Below are 24,370 nucleotides of genomic sequence, written 5' to 3'. Positions count from 1 at the left end.
CAGGCGGCCGATCGTCACGGCGCGGATGCGCGTGCAATGCAGGCACGGCGAGGCGTTGCGCGGCTTGGGGCTCGCACTGGCGGCGGGCGCGCACGCGATGCCGCCACATTGCGGCGCAGCATGGACTTGCGCGCCGCGTGCCGGAACGCGGCTCAGTCGTCCTGCGCGGCGGCTTCGCGGCCCTGCTGGCGGATGATGGCCTCCTGCCGCGCGTCCTCGATCGAGGCGCGCACCGCGCGCACGTCGGCGCGGCGGGTGTCGAAGGTGAAGCGACCGGTGAGTGCGCTGTCCGGGCGCAGCGTGCCCTTCTCGTACAGCGCCCAGATCTCCTCGCCGTAGTGGGTGGCGTTGAGCTCGGGCGCGAAGCGGCCCAGGCAGTCGCGCAGGTTGTGCACGTCGCGCAGCAGCATGCTGCGGGCGGCGTTGTTGCCGGCGGCGCTGACCACCTGCGGGAAATCGATCACCACCGGACCATCGGCGGCGACCAGCACGTTGTATTCGGACAGGTCGCCGTGCACCAGGCCCAGGCACAGCATCTTCACCACGTCGCCGACCAGCTGCGTGTGGAAGGCGCGCGCCTGCTCCGGTTCCAGTTCCACCTCGCCCAGGCGTGGCGCGCTCTGCCCGTCGGCGTCGGTGACCAGGTCCATCAGCAGCACGCCGTGGAAGTAGCCGCGCGGCTGCGGCACGTGCACGCCGGCGTCCACCAGCTGGTACAGGGTGTTGGCCTCGGTGTCCTTCCACGCGGCTTCCTGCTCGCGGCGGCCGAACTTGCTGGCCTTGCCGATCGCCCGCGCCTGGCGGCTGCCGCGCACCTTGCGCCCTTCCTGGTACTGCACGCGCGCCTGGAAGCTGCGCTGCGCCATGTCCTTGTAGACCTTGGCGCAGAGCACGTCGTCGCCTGCCTGGACCACGTAGACCGCGGCCTCCTTGCCGCTCTTGAGCGGGCGCAGCACGCCGTCGATGACGCCATCGTCGATCAGCGGCTGCAGGCTCGGGGGGATCTTCATCGGGTGCGGCGTACCTGGAGTGAGTCGCCGCGATTATGGCCCAAGGCTGGCGTGGTGCCCGGCGTGCCGGAGCGGCGTCGACCGTGTCGCCAACGCGCCGGAGATACGCACAACGCCGCTTGCGGCCTGTGCGACGAACGATTGGGCGTCGCGGCGGCGCCCGGCATTTGTCTACGACGGCCGCCGAGGTGTACCGCCGCGTTCAGCTTTCGAGACGGTGGCGCAGGGCTGTCGTGTTGTTTGCGGCGAGGACGCGCGCGAGGCGTTGCCTGGGTGGATGGTTGGATAGGCGTTCGACTGCCGTCGCGTCGGGACTGAAGTCCCTCCCACAGAAGCGCGTCGTGCGTGGCGACGCTTCTGCACGCTCGTGCCAGCCTCAGGCCGGCCTCAAACTCGCCTCAGGCCAGCCAAGGCCCGGCCTCGCGCTGCCTCGGTTCCGGCTCAGGGCGAGGCAGCGACCTGGGCCTGGGCGTCGGCGCCGCCGCCGAGCACCTGGTACAGGGTGACGCGGTTGCTGGCGTCCTGCAGGCGCAGCGCGATCAGCGCCTGCTGCGCGGCGAACAGCGAACGCTGCGCGTCCAGCACCGGCAGATGGCCGTCCAGGCCGGCGCGGTAGCGCGCGTCGGCCAGGGTGTAGCTGCGCTGGCTGGCGTCGACCAGGGCCTGCTGCGCGGTCAGCTGCGCCTGCAGGTGGTCGCGCGTGGCCAGGGCGTCGGCCACTTCGGCGAAGGCCGACTGGATCGCCTTCTCGTACTGCGCCACGGCGATGTCCTTGCCGAGCTTGGAGGCATCCAGCGAGGCCTTCAGCGCGCCGGCGTGGAAGATCGGCGCGGTGATGCTGGGCACGAACGACCAGGTGCGGCTGCCGGCGGAGAACAGCGTGGACAGCGCATCGCTGCTGCGCCCGGTGGACGCGGTGAGGCTCAGCGACGGGAAGAACGCCGCGCGTGCGGCGCCGATGTCGGCGTTGGCTGCCTGCAAGGTGTGCTCGGCGGCGAGCACGTCCGGGCGCTGCAGCAGCACCGCCGAGGACAGGTGCGCCGGCAGCGGCGCCAGCGCCACGCTGTCCTGCATCGCCTGCGCGGTCGGCAGCAGCGCTGCGTCCACCGGCGCGCCGACCAGCAGTTGCAGCGCATCGCGCGCCTGCGCCAGCTGGGTGGCGGCGCTGGCGACGGCCACGCGCGCCGACTCCACGCTGGTCTGCTGCTGCGCCAGGTCCAGCCCGGACGCGCTGCCGATGCTGTGGCGGCGCTCGGTCAGTTGCAGGGTCTGCGCCTGGCTGTCCAGGGTCTGCTGCGCCAGCGCCAGTTGCGCCTGGTCCGCGCCCACGGTCAGCCACGCCGCGGCGACCTGGGCGACCAGGGTCAGGCGCACGTTGCGCTGGTTTTCCGCACTGGACAGCCAGTTCTGCAGCGCTTCCTGCTTGAGACTGCGCAGTTGCCCGAACAGATCCAGCTGCCAGCTGCTGAGCCCGACCTGCAGGGTGTCGCTGGTGCTGACCTGGGAGACGCCGTCGTCGTTGCTGGCAGCGCTGCTGCGGCTGCGGCTCATGCTGGCGTTGGCGTCGAACGAGGGCAACTGCGCGGCGCGCTGGAGGCGGTACTGCGCGCGTGCCTTGTCGATGGACAGCACCGCCACGCGCAGGTCGCGGTTGTTCTGCAAGGCCAGCGCGATGGTCTGGCGCAGGCGCGGATCCAGGAACACCTGCTGCCAGTCCGGCATCGCCAGCGCGTCGGTGGCGGCGCCCGCGGCGGGCGCCGCATCGACCGCGGCCAGGTCGGCCGGCACGGGTACCGCCGGGCGTACGTAGGTGGGCGCCAGGGTGCAGCCGGACAGGGCCAACAGCGTGGCCACCGCCACGCTCATGCGGGTCAACGCGCTCATGCCTGCGTCTCCGGGTGGGCGACCGCCGGTCCGGGGAACATCCGGCGCACGATCACGTAGAACAGCGGCACGAAGAACAGGCCCAGGGTGATCGAGGCCAGGGTGCCGCCGGTGACGCCGGTGCCCAGCGAGTGGCGCGCGGCCGAGCCGGCGCCCTTGCTGAACACCAGCGGCAGCACGCCGAGCAGGAACGCCAGCGAGGTCATCAGGATCGGCCGCAGGCGCATCTGCACCGCGTGCAGGGTGGCGGCGAGCAGGCTTTCGCCGCGGTGTTCGAGGTCGCGCGCGAACTCGACGATGAGGATGCCGTTCTTCGCCGCCAGGCCCACCGTGGTCAGCAGGCCGACCTGGAAGTACACATCGTTCTCCAGGCCGCGCAGGGTCATCAGCAGCACCGCGCCGAACACGCCCACCGGCACCGCCAGCATCACCGCGAACGGAATCGACCAGCTCTCGTACAGCGCCACCAGGCACAGGAACACGAACAGCAGCGAGATCGCGTACAGCGCCGGCGCCTGGTTGGCCGACAGCTTTTCCTGGTAGGCCATGTCCGACCACGCGTAGCCGAAGCCGTGCGGCAACTGCTTGCTGAGTTCGGCCATCGCGTCCATCGCCGCGCCGGAGCTGACCCCGGGCACCGCCTGGCCGGTCAGTTCCATCGCCGACACGCCGTTGTAGCGTTCCAGCGCGGCCGGTGCGCTGGTCCAGTGCGAGCGGGTGAACGCCGACATCGGCACCATGTCGCCGCCGCCGTTGCGCACCGTCCAGCGGTCCAGGTCCTGCGGCGCCATGCGTGCGTCGGCGTCGCCCTGCACGTAGACCTTCTTGATGCGGCCCTTGTAGATGAAGTTGTTGACGAAGTCGCCGCCGAGCGCGCTGTTGAGCGTGGCGTTGATGTCGCCCGGGTCCACGCCCAGCGCCTGCGCCTTGGCGTCGTCGATCTTGACCGCGTACACCGGCGCGTCTTCCAGGCTGGCGTAGCGCACGTTCATCAGCTTGGGATCGTGCTGGGCCAGACGCAGCAGCTTGTCGCGCGCGGCGACCAGGGCGGCATGGCCGGCGCCTTCGTAGTCCATCAGTTCGAAGGTGAAGCCGGAGGCGTCGCCGAGGCCGGTGATCGCCGGCGGCGAGGTCACGAACAGTTCCGCGTCGGGCACGTCGGCCAGCGCCTTGTTCAGATGGTCGGCGATGGTCGCCGCATCGTCGTCGCGGTCGTCCCAGTCCTTCAGCCGCACGAAGGCCATGCCGACGTTCTGGCCGGCGCCGGTGACGCTGAAGCCGGCCGAGGACAGCACCGAGCGCACGCCCGGATCCTTCAACGCGGCCTTGGTCAGCCGGTCGGTCACCGCCAGGGTCTGCTCCAGGGTGGAGCCGGCCGGCAGCTTGACCAGCACGTTGAGCATGCCCTCGTCCTCGTCGGGCAGGAACGCACCGGGCAGGCGCCACAGCAGCAGGCCGGTGACCGCGATCAGCAGCGCATAGGCGAGCAGGCCCAGCGCGCGCTTGCCCAGCACCCGTTCGACCAGCGTGCGGTAGCGCTCGGACAGATGCCGGAAGCGGGTGTTGAACCAGATGAAGAACCAGCCCAGGCGCCCGTGCGAGCCGATCGGCGCCTCGCCCTGGTGCAGCGGCTTGAGGATGGTCACGCACAGCGCCGGGGTCAGGGTCATCGCCACCAGCACCGACAGGATCATCGAGGCGGCGATGGTGATCGAGAACTGCCGGTAGATCACGCCGGTGACGCCGTTGAAGAACGCCATCGGCACGAACACCGCGGTCAGCACCAGCACGATGCCGACCAGGGCGCCGCCGATCTGCTGCATCGAGCGCAGCGTGGCCTCCTTCGGCGGCAGGCCTTCCTGGCCCATCACCCGCTCCACGTTCTCCACCACCACGATGGCGTCGTCGACCAGCAGGCCGATCGCCAGCACCATCGCGAACATGGTCAGGGTGTTGATCGAGTAGCCGAACGCGGCGAGCACGCCGAAGGTGCCCATCAGCACCACCGGCACGGCGATGGTCGGGATCAGCGTGGCGCGCCAGTTCTGCAGGAACAGGTACATCACCGCCACGACCAGCAGCACCGCCTCGATCAGGGTGATGACCACCTCCTTGATCGAGGTGGTGACGAACGGTGTGGTGCTGAAGGCGATGTGGTAGTTGAAGCCGTGCGGCCAGTACTGCTTGAGTTCCTGCAGGCGCTGGTCGATGGCCTTGGAGGTCTCCACCGCGTTGGCGTCGGAGTTGAGCTCGATGCCCAGCGAGGCCGAGGGCTTGCCGTTGAAGCGGGTGATGCTGTCGTAGGTCTCCGGGCCCAGGCCGATCCTGGCCACGTCCGATAGGTGCACGGCGGCGCCGCTGGCATCGCTCTTGAGCACGATCGCGCCGAACTGCGCCGGGGTCTGCAGGCGGCTGCGGGTGGTCACGGTGGCGTCCAGGCGCTGCCCGCGCAGCGCCGGCTGGCCGCCGATCTCGCCGGCCGACACGTCGGTGTTCTGCGACTGCAGCGCGTTCTCCACGTCCGAGGGCATCAGCGCGTACTTGCGCAGCTTCTCCGGGTCCAGCCAGATGCGCATGGCGTATTCCGAGCCCATCGGCTGGATGTTGCCGACGCCGCTGACGCGGCTGATCTGGTCGTCGATGTTCGATTCCATGTAGTTGGCGACATCGAAGTTGTCCATGCTGCCGTCGTCGGAGGTGAACGCCACCACCTCGAACAGCGAGCCGCTGGACTTGGTGATGACCAGGCCGTTCTGCTGCACCGCCTGCGGCAACACCGACATCACCGACTGCAACTGGTTCTGCACCTGCACCTGCGCGGTGTCGGCGTTGGTGCCGGTCTCGAACACCAGGTTGACCTGCGCGGTGCCGTCCGAGGCGCTGGTGGAGGTCATGTACAGCAGGTGGTCCAGGCTCTGCTGCGACTGCTCGATCAGCTGGGTGACGGTGTTTTCCACCGTCTGCGCCGAGGCGCCGGTGTAGGTGGCGCGCACGGTGATGGTGGGCGGCGCCATGTGCGGATAGCGTTCGACCGGCAGCCCATGGATGGCCAGCATGCCGATCAGGACGATGACGATGGCCATGACCCAGGCCACCACCGGGTGGTTGACGAAGAAGCGCGACATGCGGGAGTCCTCAGTCGGCCTGGGCGTCGTCGCCCGGCAGCGCCGGCGCGGCATCGAGCTGGGCGGCGGTGACCGGATACGGCTGCGCCGGCTTGCCGAGTTCGGCGCGGCTGCCGTTGACCACGATCAGGCGCTCGCCCGGCTTGAGCCCGGACTCCACCAGCCAGTCGTGGCCGATGGCCTCGCCAGTGCGAATGTGCCGCTCCACCACCTTGTCGTGCGCATCCAGCAGCTTCACCACCGGCTCGCCCTTGCTGTCGCGGGTCACCGCCTGCTGCGGCACCAGCACCGCGCCCTGGTCGGTGGCCATCGGCAGCACCGCGCGCAGGTACATGCCCGGCAGCAGCAGGTGTTCGGGATTGGGCACCACCGCACGCAGGGTGACGTTGCCGGTACCGGCGTTGACCTGGGTGCCGACGAACTCCAGCGTGCCGGCGTGCGGATAGGTGCTGCCGTCCTCCAGCCGCACCTGCACCTGCGCCTTGCCGTCGATGGCATGGATCTGCCCGGCGTCGAGCTGGCGGCGCAGCGCCAGCATCTGCGTGCTGGACTGGGTGACGTCCAGGTAGATCGGGTCCAGGCGCTGGATGGTGGTCAGCGCCGCGTCCTGCGCGGCGGTGAGCAGCGCGCCGACGGTGTAGGCGGAGGTGCCGATGGTGCCGGAGATCGGCGCGGTGATGCGGGTGTAGTCGAGGTTGATGCGCGCCGCCTGCAGCGCCGCCTTGGCCGCGACCACCGCCGCCTCGTCCTGGCGCAGCGCGGACACCGCGTCGTCGGCGTCCTGCTTGCTGGCCGCGTCCATGTCGGTGAGGCTGCGGGTGCGCTCGGCCTTGGGCCGCGCACTGGCCAGCGCCGCCTCGGCCTGCACCAGGTTGCCGCGGGCGATGTCGTAGGCGGCCTGGTACGGCGCCGGATCGATCACGTACAGCGCCTGCCCGGCCTTGACCTCCTGGCCCTCCTGGAACAGGCGCTGGCGCAGCAGCCCGCCGACCTGCGGGCGCACGTCGGCGGTCTCGTAGGCCACGGTGCGGCCGGCCAGGGTGCGCTCGACCGGCAAGGTGCGCGCGCCCAGGGTCAGCACCCCCACCCGCGGCGGCGGCGCGGCCGCCGGCTTGTCGCCGGAGCAGCCTCCGGCCACGGCAACGGCCAGCAATACGGCACAGCGAACGGGACGACGAGGCGCCTGGAAACGGTCGGACATGGGGGAGTGCGGCTGGGAAGAAACGCGCAACGCTACTCCACGGATGTGTCGCATCGCACCATGTCTGTAACAGTGCGTTGTACGGGCTTCACCAAGGTCGGAGAAACGTCGGAAACCGACACACAGCGTCGCACCGGCGGACGGCGCCATTCGTTCTATTACCGAACACAAATGCGATAATCGCCCATCTTGCCGACGTCGTTTCCCGCCGCGGCATGCCATCGTGCGCACGCCCACCCGCGCTGCCGTCGTGACCGGCAGCGGACGCCACGCGCCTACCCTGCTGCAGAGGATCGAAAACGTGCAAACCCAATCGGATGTGTCGGCCGGCGGCCGGATCGTGCTGTGGAGCGTCGGCCTGCTGCTGGCGCTGATCGGACTGGCGCTGCTGGTCGGCGGCATCCGCCTGGCCACGCTGGGCGGCAGCCTCTACTTCCTGGCGATGGGCGCGGCCTGCGTGGCCTCGGCGCTGCTGGTGCTGCGGCGGCGCCCGGCCGGCGCCTGGCTGTACGCGCTGGCGTTCGTGCTGAGCGTGGCCTGGGCGTACTGGGATGCGGGCCTGGCGTTCTGGCCGCTGGTATCGCGGCTGATGATGCCGGCGGTGCTGGCGCTGCTGGTCGCCCTGGTCTACCCGAGCCTGCGCCGCGCCCGCGGCCTGCCCGGCGGACGCGGCGCCTATGCACTGGCGGCGGTGCTGGCGCTGGCCTGCGCCGGCGGCCTGGCCGGCATGTTCGTGCCGCATCCGCCGGTGGTCGCCAGCGGCCCCGGCCCGGCACCGGTGCCGGTGACCCCGGCGCAGGCGCAGCGCGACTGGAGCCACTACGGCAACACCGCCGGCGGCAGCCGCTTCGCCGCGCTGGACCAGATCGGCCGCGGCAATGTCGGCCAGCTGCAGGTGGCCTGGACCTACCGCACCGGCGACATCGCAATCAGCGACGGCAACGGCGCCGAAGACCAGACTACCCCACTGCAGATCGGCGAGACGCTGTACGTGTGCACCCCGCACAACAACGTCATCGCGCTGGACGCCAGCAGCGGCCGGCAGCTGTGGAAGCGCGAGATCAACGCGAAGTCCTCGGTCTGGCAGCGCTGCCGCGGCCTGGCCTACTTCGATGCCGACGCACCGCTGGCCCAGCCCAGCGCCGCCAATGCCTCGCCGGTGGCGGCGGCGGCGCTGCCGGCCGGCGCCAACTGCCGGCGCCGCGTGCTGACCAACACCATCGATGCGCGGCTGATCGCGCTGGACGCGGACACCGGCGCGTTGTGCAGCGGCTTCGGCCAGAACGGCCAGGTCGACCTGAAGGCCGGCCTCGGCGCCGCACCCGATCCGTTCTACCAGTTGACCTCGGCGCCGACCGTGGCCGGGACCACGGTGGTGGTGGGCGGCCGCGTCGCCGACAACGTGCAGGCCGACATGCCCGGCGGCGTGATCCGCGGCTTCGACGTGATCACCGGCGCACAGCGCTGGGCCTTCGATCCGGGCAATCCGCAGGACACGCAGCCGCCGGCGCCGGGCAAGACCTACGTGCGCAGCACGCCGAACGTGTGGGCGCCGATGTCCTACGACGCCGCCTCCAACACGGTGTTCCTGCCGATGGGCAGCCCGTCCACCGACCTGTACGGTGCCGAGCGCAGCGCGCTGGACCACCGCTTCGGCGCCTCGATCACCGCGCTGGACGCCAGCACCGGCCAGGTCAAGTGGGTCTACCAGACCGTGCACAACGATCTGTGGGACTTCGACCTGCCGATGCAGCCGAGCCTGATCGACTTCCCGATGGCCGACGGCCGCAAGGTGCCGGCGCTGATCATCGGCACCAAGGCCGGCCAGCTGTACGTGCTCGACCGCGCCACCGGCAAACCGCTGACCGAGGTCCGCGAGGTGCCGGTGAAGGCCGCCGACATCCCCCACGAACCGTATGCGCTGACCCAGCCGCTGTCGGTGGGCATGCCGCAGATCGGCACCAAGCACCTGAGCGAAGCGGACATGTGGGGCGCCACCCTGCTGGACCAGATGCTGTGCCGCATCGCCTTCAAGAAGATGCGCTACGAGGGCCTGTACACCGCGCCCGGTACCGATGTGTCGCTGAGCTTCCCCGGCTCGCTGGGCGGCATGAACTGGGGCGGGCTGTCGGTCGACCCGGTGCACGACGTGGTGTTCGCCAACGACATGCGCCTGGGGCTGTGGGTGCAGATGATTCCGCAGAAGGCCGACAAGGCCGCCGCCTCCAGCGGCGGCGAGGCGGTCAACACCGGCATGGGCGCGGTGCCGCTGAAGGGCACGCCGTACGCGGTCAACAAGAACCGCTTCCTGTCGGCGCTGGGCATCCCCTGCCAGGCGCCGCCGTTCGGCACGCTCAGCGCGATCGACCTGAAAACACGCAGCATCGCTTGGCAGGTGCCGGTGGGCACCGTGCAGGACACCGGTCCGCTCGGCTTCAAGATGCACCTGCCGATCCCGATCGGCATGCCGACCCTGGGCGGCACCCTGGCCACGCAGAGCGGCCTGGTGTTCATCGCCGGCACCCAGGACTACTACCTGCGTGCGTTCGACAGCGGCACCGGCAAGGAACTGTGGAAGGCGCGGCTGCCGGTAGGCAGCCAGGGCGGGCCGATGACCTACGTGTCGACCAAGACCGGTAAGCAGTACATCGTGATCACCGCCGGCGGCGCGCGGCAGTCGCCGGACCGCGGCGACTACGTGATCGCCTACGCCTTGCCGAACGCCAAGTAGAAATCCGGCGCACCGGCGCCATCTGCGCGCGGCGGCAATGGATCGCCGCCGCATGTGCGGACCTCACAGCGCCTCGACCGAGGCGCCGCAGGTTGGCCGACACGTGGAGTACGGCGCCGGACACGGCGCCGATCGGTGACGCAGGCCAGGCCGCGCCGCAAAGCGCGTTGCTCTCGAAGACTGGAATGGAGCCGCGCCCGCGCCGCCCCGCCCTCACCGTGCCGGCTGCAGCCGCATCGTCAACACCGCGGCAATGGCCACCAGCAGCGGCAACGCCAGCACGTAATACAGATTGGCCGGCTGCCAGCCGGCGTCGACCAGCACGCCCACGGTCATCGGCGAGAGGATCGCGCCGACGCGGCCGATGCCGATCGCCCAGCCCAGGCCGGTGGTGCGCACGGTGGGCGCGAACACGATCGGCGCCACCGCATACAGGCCGGCCATCGAGCCGAACAGCGCCGCACCGATCACGAAGGCCACGGGGAAGGCCAGCTGCAACTGCGTGCCGAGCGTGGCGAACGCCGCCATCCCCAGTGCGGCGATCAGGAAGCTGGCCGCGGTCAAGCGCGGCAGCAGAAAACGTGCGGCCAGGCCGCCGAACAAGGCGCCGCCGACGATGCCGCCCAGGTTCAACAGCACCCCGCCGGTGACGCCCTGCTCGGCCGACAGCCCGGCCTGCACCAGCAGTTTCGGCGTCCAGCTCAGCACGAAATAGAAGGCGAACATGTGCATGAAGAAGCCCAACGCGATCAGCACGCTGTTGCGGCGCAGGTGCGGGGTGAACAGCGCCGCGTAGCCGGCCTTCTCCTGCACCGGCGGGCGCGGCGGCAGCGCGTCAAGGGTCGGTGCACGCATGCGCGCCAGCAGCGCGTTGAGCCGCGCCAGCGCATCCGGCGGGCGCCGGCTGAGCAGGAAGTCCAGCGATTCGGGCAGCAGCGCAAGCACCACCGGGATGCACAGCAGCGAGGCGAGTGCGCCGAACAGGAAGGCCGCATGCCAGCCCCAGCGCTCCAGCAGCATCGCGGCGATCAACCCGCCCAGCGTGGCGCCGATGGGATAGCCGGTGGCCTGCAGGGCCACTGCGGTGCTGCGCCACTTCGGGCTGGCGTATTCGGAGGTGATCACGCCGACGCCGGCGAGCATGCCGCCGATGCCGATGCCGGTGAACACGCGCAGCGCCGCAAGTTGCCAGATGTCCTGCGCCAGTGCCGAGGCGGCCATGCCGACGGTCAGGATCGCCAGGCAGCACAGGATCATGTTGCGCCGGCCCCAGCGGTCGGCCAGCGGCGCCAGCAGCAGCGAGCCCAGCGCCATTCCCACCAGCCCGGCGCTGAGCGCGATCCCCAGCAGCTTGCCGGACAAACGCCAGGCCTCCGACACGTGCGGGGCGATGAAGGCCATCACCATCACGTCGAAGCCGTCGAGCATGTTCAACAGCACGCAGACCGCGATCGCCGTCCACTGGAACCCGCTCATGCGATTCAGGACGAGGGCGGTGGGCGGGGCGGCGGCATGGCTCATGGCAACACTCCTGCAGGAACGGCGAACGAGGACGGCAGCGTCGCGGGATTACTTGGGCGGCGCGGCGGCATGCAGCGCATCGAGCGTCTGCCGCAACCGCGCCGCGTCGATCTGCCCGGGCGCCGAGGCGCTGCCGAGCATGCCGAAGGTCAGGCTCTGCCCGAAGGTCTCGCCAGACATCCGCGACACCGCGCCCAGCGGCCCCATCGCCATGGTCAGCAGCGGCTGCCCGCTGCGCTGGCGCATCTGCCAGGTGGCGTCGAGCAGGTGCAGCACGTCGCCGGGATCTCGCGGCATCACCGCGATCTTCAGCACGTCGGCGCCCAGCGCCTGTTGCCGCTGCAGCCGCGCCACGATCTCCGCCACCGGCGGGGTGGCGTGGAAGTCGTGGCTGGACATCACCACGTACACGCCCTGCCGGTGTGCGCGCTCGACCACCTGCCGCAGCACCGCCGGGTCGCGGAACATTTCCACGTCGAGCAGGTCGGCGAAGCGCGCGTCCAGCAGGCGCGCGTACAACGCGCCGTAGGCGGCATCGTCAATCGCCACCGCGCCGCCCTCGGCCTTGGTGCGGAAGGTCAGCAGCAGCGGCTTGCCGTGCAGTGCCTGCGCCAGGCGCGGCCCCAATGCCGCCAGCGCGGCCGCGTCGGTAGCCCCGTCCATCAGGTCGATGCGCCACTCGGCCAGGTCCGCATCGGGCGAGGCGGCGATGCGCTGCGCCTGCGCCAGCGCCTGCTCGGCGTCGTGCGCGGTGATCGGCACGATGATCTTGGGCAGGCCGGCACCGATGTCGAGTCCGCGGATCTGCAGCACGCGCGGCGGCGGCAGCGGCGCGCCCGCGGACGGCGCGGCGGGCGCCGCTGCCGGAGGCGCCGTAGGTGCGGCCTGCAGCGGCGATGCCAGCAGCAGGCCGGCGCAGCACAGGAAGGTCAGTCGTCGTGGGAACAAGGGCATCGGGATCGGCCTGGGCAGGAGGCGCGCAGCGCGCGCTCAGAAGGTGAGCTTGACCTGCAGCCCCACCGCCAGCGCGTTGTCGGTGCGCGCATAGGCGAAGGTGCCGGGGTTGACGATGTACTGCACGTCCGGCCGCAGCATCAGCCACGGCGTCAGCTGCGCGCTGTAGGACAGTTCGTAGAGTTCCTCGGCGGTGTCGAGCGCGAACACCGGCGCCTCCGGCGGCACGCCGGCATCGCGCAGCGCCGCGCGCCGCGCGTCGAGCAGGCGATGGTTGATGTCGGCGCCGACGTAGCCCAGCGCGATGCGGTCCTGGCTGCGCCGGCCGATGCCCTGGTAGACGCCGCCCAGCGCGTACCAGCGGGTGATCTGCGCAGTGGCGCGGTCGGACACCATGTACTGGGCGAAGCCAGTGAGGCCGCGGCCGCGCTCGCCGCCGGGCGAATACAGCTTCTGCTCCACCAGCAGGTAGGCGCCGTCGCGGCCGGTGGTGGCGCGCGGGTCCAGGCCCTTGCGCGGCACCCGCGAGGAGTCGTAGTAGCCGCCGAACTTGTAGGTGCCCGGGTAGTTGCCACCGGCACCCGGCGTCCAGGTGAGCTCGACGGGGAACAGCGAGCCGGTGGTGCCGCGCGCGGTCAGGTCGAACGCGGTGTGCACGTTGTTGTTGGTGCTGGGGTTGACCTGGAACCAGCCGACCCGCAGGTTCGCCGCCGGCGTCAGTTGCTGCGCCACTTCCGCGCCCCAGCGTGCGTTCGGATAGTTGTACCAGCCGCTGTTGCCGGACATCGCCAGCGGATGCGCGCAGAACGCGGCGTTGACGAAGTTGGTCAGCAGCGTGTGCGCGCCGAACTGGTTGCCCATCGCGTAGAAGCCGGCCTTGATGTAGCTGCGCCCGTCGTTGAAGCGGCGGTCGTAGCTCAGTTCGGTCAGCCGGGTGAACTGGCCGCCGTAGGCTTCCTGGATCGGGAAGCGATTGCCGAGCAGGTCGGCCGAGGTGCTGCGGCCGCGGCGGTCGTTGACGGTCACGTGCAGCGCGCCGCCGCCCCAGCCGGCGAGTTTCGCCAGGTCCAGGTCCACGCCCAGCCGCACCTGCTGCGCATAGCGCGCGCCGCGCTCGCCGCGGCCGCCGTCGACCAGGCCCATGGCTTCGCCGACGTAGTCGCCGCGCACGTTGACGCCGCGCTGCAGCCAGTCGCTGCGCGTGCCGTCCCAGTCGCCGGTCAAGGTGCTGTGCGCCAGGTCGGTGGCGTCCTGGGCGGCGGCGATCGCCGGGACGAAGGCGATGGCCGCGGCCAGCAGCGACCAGGCCGGTAGCGACGGTAGGCGGCTCACGGCGTCACCGCCAGCGGTGCGCTCAGCGGCGAGGTCGCGCCATCGTCGCTGGTGACGGTGGCGGTGAGTGTGGCCAGCACCGCGCCATCGCCGTCCAGCGGCAGCGCAAAGCGGCCCTGTCCCTGTGCATCCACTTGCGTCTCGACGCGGCCAAGATAGCGTTCGGCCTCGTCGTCGCCGCGGCGGCGGTTGCCGAACAGTTCCACCGTGTAGAGATGGCCGGGGCGGCCGACGAAGCTGCCCTGCACCTGCGGCACACCGGCGCCGCGTTCGATCGCGCGCAACTGCGGGGCGGCCTGGCCGAAGTTCGGCGGCGGTTGGCAACCGTCGGGCGCAGCAGCGCCGCAGATCGTCGCGCGCTTGCGCGGGTCCGGATCGACGCCGATGCCGCGCGAACCGACGAAGGGCGCATGCTCCAGGCCCGGCACGCCGAACACGATGGCGCCGCGCGGCTGGCCCGGGGCGCAGGCGCCGCCGGCGAAGCAGCGTTCGATCTTCAGGCCGTTGCCGGACAGCAGGTTGGCGCTGAACCGGTTGGGCTCGCTGCGCGGCTGCGGGCGTACCGCGATGCCGATGCCGTTGCCGGTCAGGCGGTTGCCCTCGATCAGATTGTCGCGGCCAGTGACGCTGACCCCGATCGAATTGCCGGCGAAGTCGTTGTCGGCGATGGTGTTGCGGTTGCCCCAGTTGATCTGCAGCCCGTCGGAATAGCGCTCGAAGCGGTTGCGCAGCACGGTGTTGTCGTTGCCCCACAGGATCTCGATGCCCTGCGAGGGCTCGGGGTTGGCATCGGTGGAGCGGAACAGGTTGTCGGCCACCAGGTTCCAGGCCGCGCCGCGGGTCAGTTCCAGGCCGTCGCCGTTGTCGAGGAAGGTGTTGCGCTCGATGCGGTTGCGCACCGTGGTGGTGGCGGTGGACTGGCCGTTGCCGTCGTCGCCGGTCAGCATCACCCCGGCGCCGCCATGGTTGGCGACGATGCGGTTGTCGCGCAGCACATTGTCGCTGGCGCGGTTGAGCAGCACGCCGATGCAGAAGTTGCGGATCTCCAGGCCGCTCAGTTCCACGCCCCGGGTGTCGCGCAGCACCAGGCCCGGCAGCGTGGTGCTGCGCACGTTGGTGCCGAACTGGCCCTTCTCCGCGCCCGGGCAGGCGGCGGTGCCCTTGCCATGGATGTAGCCGGCACCGTCGATGGCGATGTACTGGCCGTCGTGCGCCCGCGCCAGGCCCACCACCTGCAGCGGCCCCTGCAGCGCCGGCAGCGGTGCGCGCGGGCGGATCACGTACGGCGGCGTGCCCACCGCGGCGATCTCGATGCGGTAACGGCCGGGGGCCTGGTTGGCGGTGGTGATCGCCCAGCGCAGGGAGCCCGGGGCATCGTCGTCGGCGTAGCGGTCCACGGTGAGCACGCTGCGCTCCGGCGGCGGCGGCTCGGCCTGGTAGGCGCACACGGCGCCGGGAAGCAGGGCCGCGAGCAGGGCCAGGCCGCGGGAAAACGCACAGGACATGCACCATCTCCAACAGAATCGGGACCGCACCGGCGGCGGGCGGCGCCGCGGCCGCCAGCGGGCACGCGTCGCGCGCTGCCAGACGCCGGGACAGCGGCAACGCTAGTTTTATCGCACTGCACCATTCAAGTGCGAATATCGATTAGCGGTGCGCTTATCGCACAACCGCGTGCTTCGCCCAGCCGCTCGGGCGCTCCACGGGCGGCAGCCGGCGCCAGGCGCCGCGCTATCATCGGCGCCCGCGTGGCCGCCGGCCGCCCACCGCCGGAGAGCAGCATGTCCCCGATCCGCCCCTACCTCGACACGACTCCGCAGCTGGGCGCGCGCGTCTATGTCGACCCGGCCTGCACCGTGATCGGCGACGTGGTGCTGGAGGACGACGTGTCGGTATGGCCGGGCACGGTGATCCGCGGCGACGTCAACTACGTGCGCATCGGCGCGCGCAGCAACATCCAGGACGGCACCATCATCCACGTCAGCCACCACAGCCCGTTCAACGCGGCCGGCTACCCGACCCTGATCGGCGCGGACGTGACCGTGGGCCACGGCACCATCATCCATGCCTGCACCATCGAGGACCTGTGCCTGATCGGCATGGGCGCCTGCATCCTCGACGGCGCCACGGTGAAGAAATACGGCTTCGTCGGTGCCGGTGCGGTGGTCGGCCCGGGCAAGACCGTCGGCGAGGGAGAGCTGTGGCTGGGCAATCCCGCGCGCAAGGCGCGCATGCTCAGCGACAAGGAGATCGAGAGCCTGCACTACTCGGCGCAGCACTACGTGCGGCTGAAGGACCGTTACCTCACCGGCAACGGCTGAGGCCACTGCGGTGGTTGCGGCACCTGCGCCGCGGCTGGCGTGCGCCGCGCGCTTGCGCGACACTAGGCGCCTCTGGCGTGGGGACGCCACCGAACGAATGGAATCGCCGATGATCAAGATCTCGCTGCGCGGCCTGCTGGCCGTTTTTTTCTGCGCGCTGTGCGCCACCGCCGGCCCGGCCCTGGCCCAGGACAACGGCCCGGACATGACCGCCGAGCAGTTCGTCGGCTCGCTGCATTTCCGCGACGGGCATATCGAACTGCCGCAGGCCAAGGTGCATTTCGACCTCGGCCCGGCGTTCCGCTTTCTGGACAAGGCCGACGCGCGCAGGGTGCTGGAAAGCTACTGGGGCAACCCGCCCGACGACGACGTGCTGGGCCTGATCGTGCCGCGCCAGCCCGCGCTCGACGAGAAGGGCAGCTGGGCGGTGGTCGTCACCTATTCCGACGACGGCTACGTGTCCGACGAGGACGCCAGCAAGATCGACTACCAGGCCATGCTCAAGGACATGCAGGAGGAGACGCGCGAGTCCAACGCGCAGCGCAAGAAGGCCGGCTACGAGCAGGTCGACCTGATCGGCTGGGCGGTACCGCCGCGCTACGACACCGGCAGCAAGAAGCTGTACTGGGCGCGCGAGCTGGCGTTCGCCGGCGAGCACGAGCACACCCTCAACTACGACATCCGCGTGCTCGGCCGGCATGGCTATCTGAGCCTCAATGCGGTCTCCGGCATGGGCGAACTGGCGCAGGTGCGCGAGGGCATGCAGCAGTTGCTGCCGATGGCCGAGTTCGACAGCGGCGCCCGCTATGCCGACCACAACCCGTCCACCGACAAGATCGCCAGCTACGGTCTGGCCACCCTGATCGGCGGCGGCCTGGCGGCCAAGGCCGGCCTGTTCGCCAAGCTGGGCCTGTTGTTGGCCAAGGCCTGGAAGCTGCTGCTGGTCGGCCTGATGGCGCTGGTCGCCGGCGTGCGCAAGCTGTTCTCCGGGCGCCAGCGCGACGGCGGCACGGTACGCTGATCGGCGCCGCCGGCGTGCTGGGCAATTCACGCCACGCCGGCTAAAGTGCCGCTTCGGAGCAGGACGCAGTCGAGAGCAGCATGCCGCCACAGGCAGCCGGCCGAACGGAAGGACGGCCTCCCCACATCGCAGGTGCCCGTATCCGCCGCACCACCTGGCGGCGGTAAGCGGCATGCTCGATACCTACCGCGAAGTCATCACCCCCGAGGGCGTGCCGCTGCATCTGCCGGCCGCCGGTGCGGTGCCGCGCGCGCTGGCCTGGCTGATCGACCTGGCGCTGCGCTTCGCCCTGCTCACCGCCATGGGCATGTTCCTCGGCCTGCTCGGCGGCCTCGGCCAGGGCCTGTACCTGGTGGCGATGTTCCTGGTGTTCTGGGCGTACCCGATCGTGCTGGAGGGCTGGCGCGGCCAGACCCTGGGCAAGCAGGCGCTGGGCCTGCGCGTGGTGGCGCGCAATGGCGCGCCGGTGGGCTGGATGGCCGCGATCACCCGCAACCTGCTGCGCACCGTGGACATGCTGCCGTTCGGCTACGCCGTCGGCCTGATCGCCTGCCTGTTCGACACCCATTCGCGGCGCCTGGGCGACCTGGTCGCAGGCACGCTGGTGGTGCACCAGCCGCCGCGCGAGGACGAGGCGCTGCCGCCGATCGCCAGCGCGCTCGCGCCGCCGCGGCCGCTGCTGCCGGCCGAGCAGGCGGCGCTGATCGCCTTCGCCGAGCGCGCGCCGCGGCTCACCCCGGAGCGGCAACTGGAACTGGCCGCGCTGGCGCAGCCGCTGACCGAGACGCCGGGCCAGGCCGGGGTGCTGCGCCTGTACGCGATGGCCAACTGGCTGCTGGGCCGCCGATGAAACAGGAACAGTTCGTGCTCCGTCATCAGCAGGAATGGCAGGTGTTCGAGGCCTGGCTGCAGCGCAGCGCGCGCAGGTCGGCTCCGAACAAGGCCGGCGCCGCCGACGACGCCAGCAAGACCGCCGCGCCGCCGACCCCGCCCCCGATCACTAGTCCAGGCCAGCCGACGCCGCTCGCCGACGAGGACATGCCGGCGCGCTACCGGCGCGTGTGCCATCAACTGGCGCTGGCGCGCAGGCGCGGCTACAGCCCGCAGGTCACCGCGCGTCTGCAGCATCTGATGCAGCAGGGCCACACCGTCCTGTACCGGGCGCCGCGTCCGCGCTGGCGGCGCGCGGCGGAATTCCTGTTCGCCGAATTCCCGCAGCTGGTGCGCAGCCAGGCCGGCTACATGGCGGCGGCCACCGCGCTGTTCGTGGTGCCGCTGGTGACCATCTTCGTGCTGCTGCAGTTCCGTCCGGAACTGATCCACGGGTTGATGGACCCAATGCAGGTCACCCAGGTCGAGCGCATGTACGACCCGGCCGCCAGCGCACAGAAGCTCGGCCGCGACAGCGGCACCGATTGGCAGATGTTCGGCCACTACATCATGAACAACATCAGCATCGGCCTGCGCACGTTCGCCAGTGGCCTGCTGGCGGGACTGGGCACGGTGCTGGTGCTGCTGTTCAACGGCATCACCATCGGCGCGGTGGCCGGGCACCTGCACCAGATCGGCTACGGCGTCACCTTCTGGCGCTTCGTCGCCGGGCATGCGCCGTTCGAGCTGACCGCGATCGTGATCGCCGGCGGCGCCGGTCTGCAGCTCGGACTGAAGGTGCTGGCGCCGGGACGGCGGCGGCGCATCGATGCACTGGTGGAAGGCGGCAAGATCGGCGCGCGGCTGTGCCTGGGCGTGGCCGCGATGCTGCTGGTGGCCGCCTTCATCGAGGCGTTCTGGTCGTCCATCGCGACCGTGCCGGCGTGGGTCAAGTACAGCGTGTCGGCGGCGCTCTGGACGCTGGTGCTGGCGTGGCTGTGGCGCGGCGGGCGCGGCCGCGCGGAGGCCATCGATGCGGATTGAGCGCCTGGACGTGGTGCTGCGCGCACGCTCGGCCTGGGAAGCGATGGAACTGGGCAGCGCCCTGGTCCGCCGCCACGCCGGGGCGATCTGGAAGCCCTGGCTGCTGGTCACCCTGCCGCTGTTCGCCGTGCTCAACCTCGGCGCCTGGGCGATCGATGCGCTGTGGCTGGCACCGCTGCTGCTGTGGTGGCTGAAGCCGGTGCTGGACCGGATCCCGCTGTTCGTGATCTCGCGTGCGGTGTTCGGCGACGTGCCGCGCGTGCGCGACACCGTGCGCGCGCAGGGCGCCTGGGGCTGGCGCACCCTGATCGGCTACCTGACCTGGCGCCGGTTGAGTCCGGCGCGCAGCGTGTTCATGCCGCTGGAACTGCTGGAAGGCGCCAGCGCCATCCAGCAGCGCGAGCGCCGCCGCACCCTGGGCGGGGCGATCTACGGCCATGCGCTGCTGATGGCCAGCGTCTTCGCCACGTTCGAAGGCATGCTCAGCCTGGCCTGCATCGCCACGATCTTCCTGTTCGTGCCCATCGACCTGCTGCCGGAAACCGCGCGCGCTGCCTGGTCGCTGATCGGCCAGCAGACCCCGGTGTGGGCGGACATCGGCTTCAACGCCATCGCCTGGCTGGCGATCACCCTGATCGAACCGTTCTTCGTCGGCGCCGGCTTCGGCCTTTACCTCAACCGGCGTACCCAGCTCGAAGCCTGGGACGTGGAAATGGCGCTGCGCCGCATGGCCGCGCGCCTGCGCGGCGCCGCGCCGCTGGCGGTGCTGTGCGTGGCCCTGCTCGCCGCGCCGGCCGCGGCGCTGCGTGCGCAGCCGGCGGCCGACGACACGGCGGTGCAGACGGCGGCGGAGCAGGATGCTCCCGCCGACGCCGGGCGCGATGACGGGACCGATGCCGATGCCGACACGGACACTGACAGTGATGCGGATGCGGATGCGGATGCCGACACCGACAGCAAGCCCGCCGCCGACAGCCACCACAACAACGCGGCGCATCCGGTCCCGCTGGACGAAGTGTTCGACACCGAGCCCGCCGCCGATGCGCGCTTCGCCCGCGCCGCCGACCGCGCCTACGCCGATCCGCTGCTGACCGCCAAGCGCACCATCGGCTACTGGAAGAAACGCAATCCCGACGAACCGCCCAAGCCGGACGACAAGCAGCAAGACCTCACCGCGTTCGGCAAATGGATGAAGGCCGCCGCCCAGGCCATCGCGTTCGTCGGCAAGTGGGGCATGTGGGTGCTGGCCGGCATCCTGCTGCTGGTGCTGCTGCTGACCGCCAGGCACTGGCTGCCGTGGATGCGCGGCACCGGGCGCCGGCGTGCAACGGTGGCGACGGCACCGGAGCACACGCCGGTGCTGGCGCCGCAACCGCTGCCGGACGACGTGGCGACGGTGGCACGACGCGCCTGGCGCGAAGGCCGCCACCGCGACGCGCTGGCGCTGCTGTACCGGGCCAGCGTGGCGACGCTGTGCGAGCGCGCCGATCTGGTGCTGCCGCCCAGCGCCACCGAGGCGCAGTGCCTGCGCGCCGCGCAACGCCTGCCCGATGACGCCGACCGCAGCCTGTTCGCACGCATGGTGCGGGTCTGGCAGCACGCCGCCTATGCAGGCCGGCTGCCCGAGGACGGCGCCTTCGACGCGCTGGTGGACGACCTGCAGCGCCAGTTCCGGTGGCAGGCATGAACAGCGGCACGCGCAATGCGCTGATCTTCCTGGTCGGCCTGCTGCTGGTCAGCGTCGGCGCGGCCTGGTTCTTCGGCCGCTACGAACGCGCCGAGCGGGAGATCGTGCTGCCGCCGCGCGGCGAGGCCGCCTACAACCCGCTGTACGCGCTGCGCCAGACCCTGCGCGCCGACGGCGTGCGTGCCGAGTCGCGGCAACGCCTGGACCTGGAGGCGATGCGCCTGCGCCCGCACGACAGCGTGGTGCTGTATGGCGACCCACGCATGCTCGGCAAGGCCGACGGCGACGCCTTGCTGGACTGGGTGGAGCATGGCGGACATCTGGTGCTGCGCACGCCCACCGCAGAGGTCAAGCGCGGCGACGTGCCGATCCTGGAAGCGCTGGACATCACCGTCGAGGCGCGCAGCCCGGACGACTGCCTGGTCATGGCGGTGCCGGGCGCGGCGCCACACAAGGTGTTCTGCGGCGGCCGCCGCTTCAACATCGACCCGGATACGCCCAGCAACTGGTGGAGCGGCGAGGACGACGACTTCGTGTTCGCACGCGTGCCCTACGGCGACGGCAGCGTGGACGTGCTGTCGGAACTGGATTTCCTCGAGAACCAGGACGACCGGCTCGGCAGGATGTTCGAGGGCTCGCCGATGGAAGACGATCCGGTGCTGCGCAGCGGCGGGCTGCGCGAGGCCGGCAACCGCCTGCTGGCACGCCAGGTGCTGGGGCCGAACTACGGCCAGGGCACCATCCACCTGATCTATTCGGCCGAACTGCCATCGCTGTGGCGCACCCTGTTCACCCGCGGCTGGCCGGCCTGGCTGCCCGCGTTGCTGGTCCTGCTGGCCTGGCTGTGGTCGCGCATGCAGCGTTTCGGGCCGCTGCTCGCGGCGCCGGCCGAGGATCGCCGTTCGCTGCTGGAACACGTGCGCGCCAGCGGCGAACACCTGCTGCGCTACGGCCGCGCCGACCTGCTGCACGCGGCGGTACGCGAGGCGTTCCTGGCGCGGCTGCGCCGGCGCGCGCCGATCGCCGCCGCGCTGGAGGGCCCGGCCCAGGCCGCCGCCATCGCCGAACGCCTGCAGCTGCCCGTGGCGCAGGTCGAACAGGCGCTGCAACCGCCGCCGCCCAACCAACCCGCCGCCTTGCGCGAGCGCATCCGCCTCCTCGTCCAGATGAGAAACCAGTTATGACCACCGCCTCCTCCGACGCCGTCGCGCCGCTCGCCGGCCCTGCCCTGATCGAACGCGCCGAGGCGATCCGCGCCGCGGTCGGCCACGCCTTCATCGGCCAGCCGGAGGTGCTGGAGCAGATCCTGATCGCGCTGCTGGCCGGCGGGCATGTGCTGATCGAGGGCGTGCCCGGCCTCGGCAAGACCCTGCTGGTGCGCGCGCTGGCGCAGGCCCTGGAACTGAACTACGCACGCGTGCAGTTCACCCCGGACCTGATGCCCAGCGACGTCAGCGGCCACGCCGTGTACGACCCCAAGACCGAGAGCTTCAAGATCCGCCGCGGTCCGGTGTTCACCCACCTGCTGCTGGCCGACGAAATCAACCGCGCCCCGGCCAAGACCCAGTCGGCGCTGCTGGAAGTGATGCAGGAAGGCCAGGTCACCATCGAAGGCACGGCCTTCCCGCTGGCGCCGCCGTTCCTGGCCCTGGCCACGCAGAACCCGGTCGAGCAGGAAGGCACCTACCCGTTGCCGGAAGCGCAGCTGGACCGCTTCCTGCTGAAGATCCTGATCGACTACCCGCAACTGGAAGACGAGGCGCGCATGGTCGCCGCGGTCACCAGCGGCCGCAGCGCCGGCGACTTCGACCTGTCGCAGGTGCCGCGCGTGCTCGGCGCCGAGGACGTGGTGGCGATGCAGGCCGGCACCGCGGCCATCGCCGTCGACCCGCAGGTCATCGACTACGCCGTGCGCATCGTCGCCGCCACCCGCCGCTGGCCCGGCATTGCGCTCGGCGCCGGCCCGCGCGGCAGCATCGCCCTGGTCCGCGCGGCGCGCGCGCAAGCGGTGCTGTCCGGCCGCGACTTCGTCATTCCCGACGACATCCGCGACGTGGCCAAGCCGGCCCTGCGCCACCGCATCGCCCTGGCCCCGGAACTGCAGATCGAAGGCCAGAGCGCCGACGACGCCCTCGGTGGGTTGCTGGCCAAGGTGGAGGCGCCGCGGAAATGAGCGGGGAGTCGGGAATGGGGAATCGGGAATGGGAAAAGCCGGGGCTCCCGGCGTTGCCCGTAATTCCCGATTGCAGTGAGCTGACGAACGCAGCGATGCGTCGCGCTGCAGCCCTGCCGCTTTTCCCATTCCCGATTCCCCATTCCCCACTCCCGGCCCCCAAGCGATGAGACCCGCCCCGCTCCTGCTGGCCTTGCTTGCGCTGTGGGCGCTGTACGGCCTGGCCGTGGCGCTGGGCTGGCTGCCGCTGTGGAGCTGGCAGGCGGTCGCGGCGGGCATCGCGCTGGTCGCGGCGCTGGATGCATGGCGGCTGTGGCGCCGGCCGACGCCGCAGGTGCGCCGCGAGCTGCCCGAAGCGCTGCCGCTGGGTGTGCAGCGCGACGTGGTGCTGCACCTGGACAGCGCGCAGCGCCAGCGCGTGGACCTGTTCGACCTGGTGCCCAGCGGCTGGGAGCTGCAGGGCCTGCCGCAACGCATGACCCTGCCCGCCGCGCATCAGACCCAGGTGCGCTACCAACTGCGCCCGACCGCGCGCGGTCGCTTCGTCTTCGACGGCACCCACCTGCGCCTGCATGCGCCCTGGCGCCTGTGGTGGCAGCAGCGTCTGGCCGGGTCCGCACAGACCGTGCGCGTGTATCCAAACTTCGCGCCGCTGACCCGCTTCGCCCTGTTCAGCGCCGAACAGGCCTCGCGCCTGGTCGGCGCGCACCTGAAGCGGCGCCGCGGCGAAGGCACCGACTTCCACCAGATGCGCGAATACCGGGTCGGCGACAGCCTGCGCCAGATCGACTGGAAGGCGACCTCGCGCGCGCGCAAGCTGATCTCGCGCGAGTACCAGGACGAGAAGAACCAGCAGTTGCTGATGCTGATCGACACCGGGCGGCGCATGCTGGCCAGCGAGCGTGGCCTGTCGCACTTCGACCATGTGCTCAACGCCGCGCTGGTGGTGTCGTACCTGGCGCTGCGCCAGGGCGATGCGGTGGGCATGATGGCCAGCGGCAGCGACGCGCGCTGGGTGGCGCCGCAACGCGGCATGGCCACCGTCGACGTGCTGCTGCGGGCCAGCTACGACCTGCAGCCGCAGCCGGTGGCCACCGACTACCTGACCGCGGCCACCGAACTGTCGCTGCGCCAGCGCCGCCGCGCGCTGGTGATGCTGGTCAGCAACGTGCGCGACGAGGACATCGAAGACCTGCTGGCCGCCGTACGCCTGCTGCAGCGCCGCCACCTGGTGTGCGTGGCCAGCCTGCGCGAGCGCGAACTGGACCAGGCGCTGGCGGAGGACGCACACGAGCTGCCGCAGGCGGTGCAGGCCGGCGCGGTGGCACGCTACCTGCAACAACGCAGCGCCGCACACGACGCACTGCGCAGCCACGGCGTGATGGTGCTCGACGTCACCGGCGAGGAACTGCCCGCCGCGCTGATCGAGCGCTACCTGGCGGTGAAGCGCGACGGGTTGCTGTAGCGCGTGGCGGCGGCGCCGCCGCACCGCTCGG

General features: G+C 71.0%; 17 protein-coding genes. 9 read left to right on the top strand and 8 right to left on the bottom strand.

What is annotated here, in order from left to right; translation table 11 throughout:
* Nucleotides 1–152: 152 nt before the first annotated feature.
* The 4 genes from RAB70_RS05360 to RAB70_RS05345 all read right to left on the bottom strand — a co-directional run bounded on the left by RAB70_RS05360 (nucleotide 153) and on the right by RAB70_RS05345 (nucleotide 7,220).
* Nucleotides 153–1,010 carry a PA4780 family RIO1-like protein kinase gene (locus tag RAB70_RS05360; protein WP_148827466.1) on the bottom strand — a complete coding sequence of 286 codons (858 nt, stop codon included), beginning with the start codon at nucleotides 1,008–1,010 and terminating at the stop codon, nucleotides 153–155.
* A gap of 441 nt (nucleotides 1,011–1,451) precedes the next feature.
* A complete protein-coding gene (locus tag RAB70_RS05355; protein WP_148827468.1) occupies nucleotides 1,452–2,894 on the bottom strand; it encodes an efflux transporter outer membrane subunit in 1,443 nt (480 codons plus the stop codon).
* Nucleotides 2,891–6,019, bottom strand: coding sequence for an efflux RND transporter permease subunit (locus RAB70_RS05350; protein WP_017912444.1), 3,129 nt, complete (start codon nucleotides 6,017–6,019; stop codon nucleotides 2,891–2,893). The genes RAB70_RS05355 and RAB70_RS05350 overlap by 4 nt, the downstream gene beginning before the upstream one ends.
* Nucleotides 6,020–6,029: 10 nt before the next feature.
* On the bottom strand, nucleotides 6,030–7,220 hold the full coding sequence (locus tag RAB70_RS05345; protein ID WP_026143679.1) for an efflux RND transporter periplasmic adaptor subunit: 1,191 nt from the start codon (nucleotides 7,218–7,220) through the stop codon (nucleotides 6,030–6,032).
* A gap of 301 nt (nucleotides 7,221–7,521) precedes the next feature.
* On the opposite strand from RAB70_RS05345, the gene RAB70_RS05340 reads away from it, so the two are divergent.
* Nucleotides 7,522–9,951 carry a membrane-bound PQQ-dependent dehydrogenase, glucose/quinate/shikimate family gene (locus tag RAB70_RS05340; protein ID WP_148827470.1) on the top strand — a complete coding sequence of 810 codons (2,430 nt, stop codon included), beginning with the start codon at nucleotides 7,522–7,524 and terminating at the stop codon, nucleotides 9,949–9,951.
* Between the two features lie 213 nt (nucleotides 9,952–10,164).
* Here the strand turns inward: RAB70_RS05340 and RAB70_RS05335 are convergent, their stop codons facing one another.
* From RAB70_RS05335 to RAB70_RS05320, 4 genes are read right to left on the bottom strand one after another with little or no spacing between them, the layout of a single operon-like run.
* Nucleotides 10,165–11,472, bottom strand: a complete 1,308-nt coding sequence (locus RAB70_RS05335) for an MFS transporter (protein WP_148827472.1) — start codon at nucleotides 11,470–11,472, stop codon at nucleotides 10,165–10,167.
* A 48-nt stretch (nucleotides 11,473–11,520) separates the two neighbouring features.
* On the bottom strand, nucleotides 11,521–12,426 hold the full coding sequence (gene aroD / locus RAB70_RS05330) for a type I 3-dehydroquinate dehydratase (RefSeq protein WP_225851497.1): 906 nt from the start codon (nucleotides 12,424–12,426) through the stop codon (nucleotides 11,521–11,523).
* A 36-nt stretch (nucleotides 12,427–12,462) separates the two neighbouring features.
* Nucleotides 12,463–13,758, bottom strand: a complete 1,296-nt coding sequence (locus RAB70_RS05325; RefSeq protein ID WP_148827474.1) for a carbohydrate porin — start codon at nucleotides 13,756–13,758, stop codon at nucleotides 12,463–12,465.
* Nucleotides 13,755–15,263 (bottom strand): nitrous oxide reductase family maturation protein NosD, encoded by a 1,509-nt coding sequence (locus tag RAB70_RS05320; protein ID WP_148827476.1) that lies wholly within the window; start codon nucleotides 15,261–15,263, stop codon nucleotides 13,755–13,757. The genes RAB70_RS05325 and RAB70_RS05320 overlap by 4 nt, the downstream gene beginning before the upstream one ends.
* Before the next feature lie 276 nt (nucleotides 15,264–15,539).
* Here RAB70_RS05320 and RAB70_RS05315 point away from each other — a divergent pair, with 276 nt between their 5' ends.
* From RAB70_RS05315 to RAB70_RS05280, 8 genes are all read left to right on the top strand, one after another.
* On the top strand, nucleotides 15,540–16,079 hold the full coding sequence (locus RAB70_RS05315) for a gamma carbonic anhydrase family protein (protein WP_017915009.1): 540 nt from the start codon (nucleotides 15,540–15,542) through the stop codon (nucleotides 16,077–16,079).
* Between the two features lie 97 nt (nucleotides 16,080–16,176).
* Nucleotides 16,177–17,100, top strand: a complete 924-nt coding sequence (locus tag RAB70_RS05310) for a DUF2167 domain-containing protein (RefSeq protein WP_148827478.1) — start codon at nucleotides 16,177–16,179, stop codon at nucleotides 17,098–17,100.
* 172 nt (nucleotides 17,101–17,272) lie between these two features.
* Nucleotides 17,273–17,950, top strand: coding sequence for an RDD family protein (locus RAB70_RS05305; protein ID WP_043094282.1), 678 nt, complete (start codon nucleotides 17,273–17,275; stop codon nucleotides 17,948–17,950).
* A complete protein-coding gene (locus RAB70_RS05300; protein ID WP_148827480.1) occupies nucleotides 17,947–19,014 on the top strand; it encodes a stage II sporulation protein M in 1,068 nt (355 codons plus the stop codon). The genes RAB70_RS05305 and RAB70_RS05300 overlap by 4 nt, the downstream gene beginning before the upstream one ends.
* On the top strand, nucleotides 19,004–20,701 hold the full coding sequence (locus RAB70_RS05295) for a DUF4129 domain-containing protein (RefSeq protein WP_148827482.1): 1,698 nt from the start codon (nucleotides 19,004–19,006) through the stop codon (nucleotides 20,699–20,701). Before RAB70_RS05300 ends, RAB70_RS05295 begins: the two co-directional genes overlap by 11 nt.
* Nucleotides 20,698–21,885 carry a DUF4350 domain-containing protein gene (locus tag RAB70_RS05290; RefSeq protein WP_148827485.1) on the top strand — a complete coding sequence of 396 codons (1,188 nt, stop codon included), beginning with the start codon at nucleotides 20,698–20,700 and terminating at the stop codon, nucleotides 21,883–21,885. Before RAB70_RS05295 ends, RAB70_RS05290 begins: the two co-directional genes overlap by 4 nt.
* Nucleotides 21,882–22,874, top strand: a complete 993-nt coding sequence (locus RAB70_RS05285) for a MoxR family ATPase (RefSeq protein ID WP_043094277.1) — start codon at nucleotides 21,882–21,884, stop codon at nucleotides 22,872–22,874. The genes RAB70_RS05290 and RAB70_RS05285 overlap by 4 nt, the downstream gene beginning before the upstream one ends.
* Before the next feature lie 166 nt (nucleotides 22,875–23,040).
* A complete protein-coding gene (locus tag RAB70_RS05280; protein ID WP_148827487.1) occupies nucleotides 23,041–24,339 on the top strand; it encodes a DUF58 domain-containing protein in 1,299 nt (432 codons plus the stop codon).
* Nucleotides 24,340–24,370 lie beyond the last annotated feature (31 nt).

Source organism: Xanthomonas sontii (assembly GCF_040529055.1).
In the GTDB taxonomy this organism is placed as follows: domain Bacteria; phylum Pseudomonadota; class Gammaproteobacteria; order Xanthomonadales; family Xanthomonadaceae; genus Xanthomonas_A; species Xanthomonas_A sontii.
The sequence above is the reverse complement of the archived record's forward strand: the minus strand, read 5'-3'. Positions and strand labels throughout refer to the sequence as shown.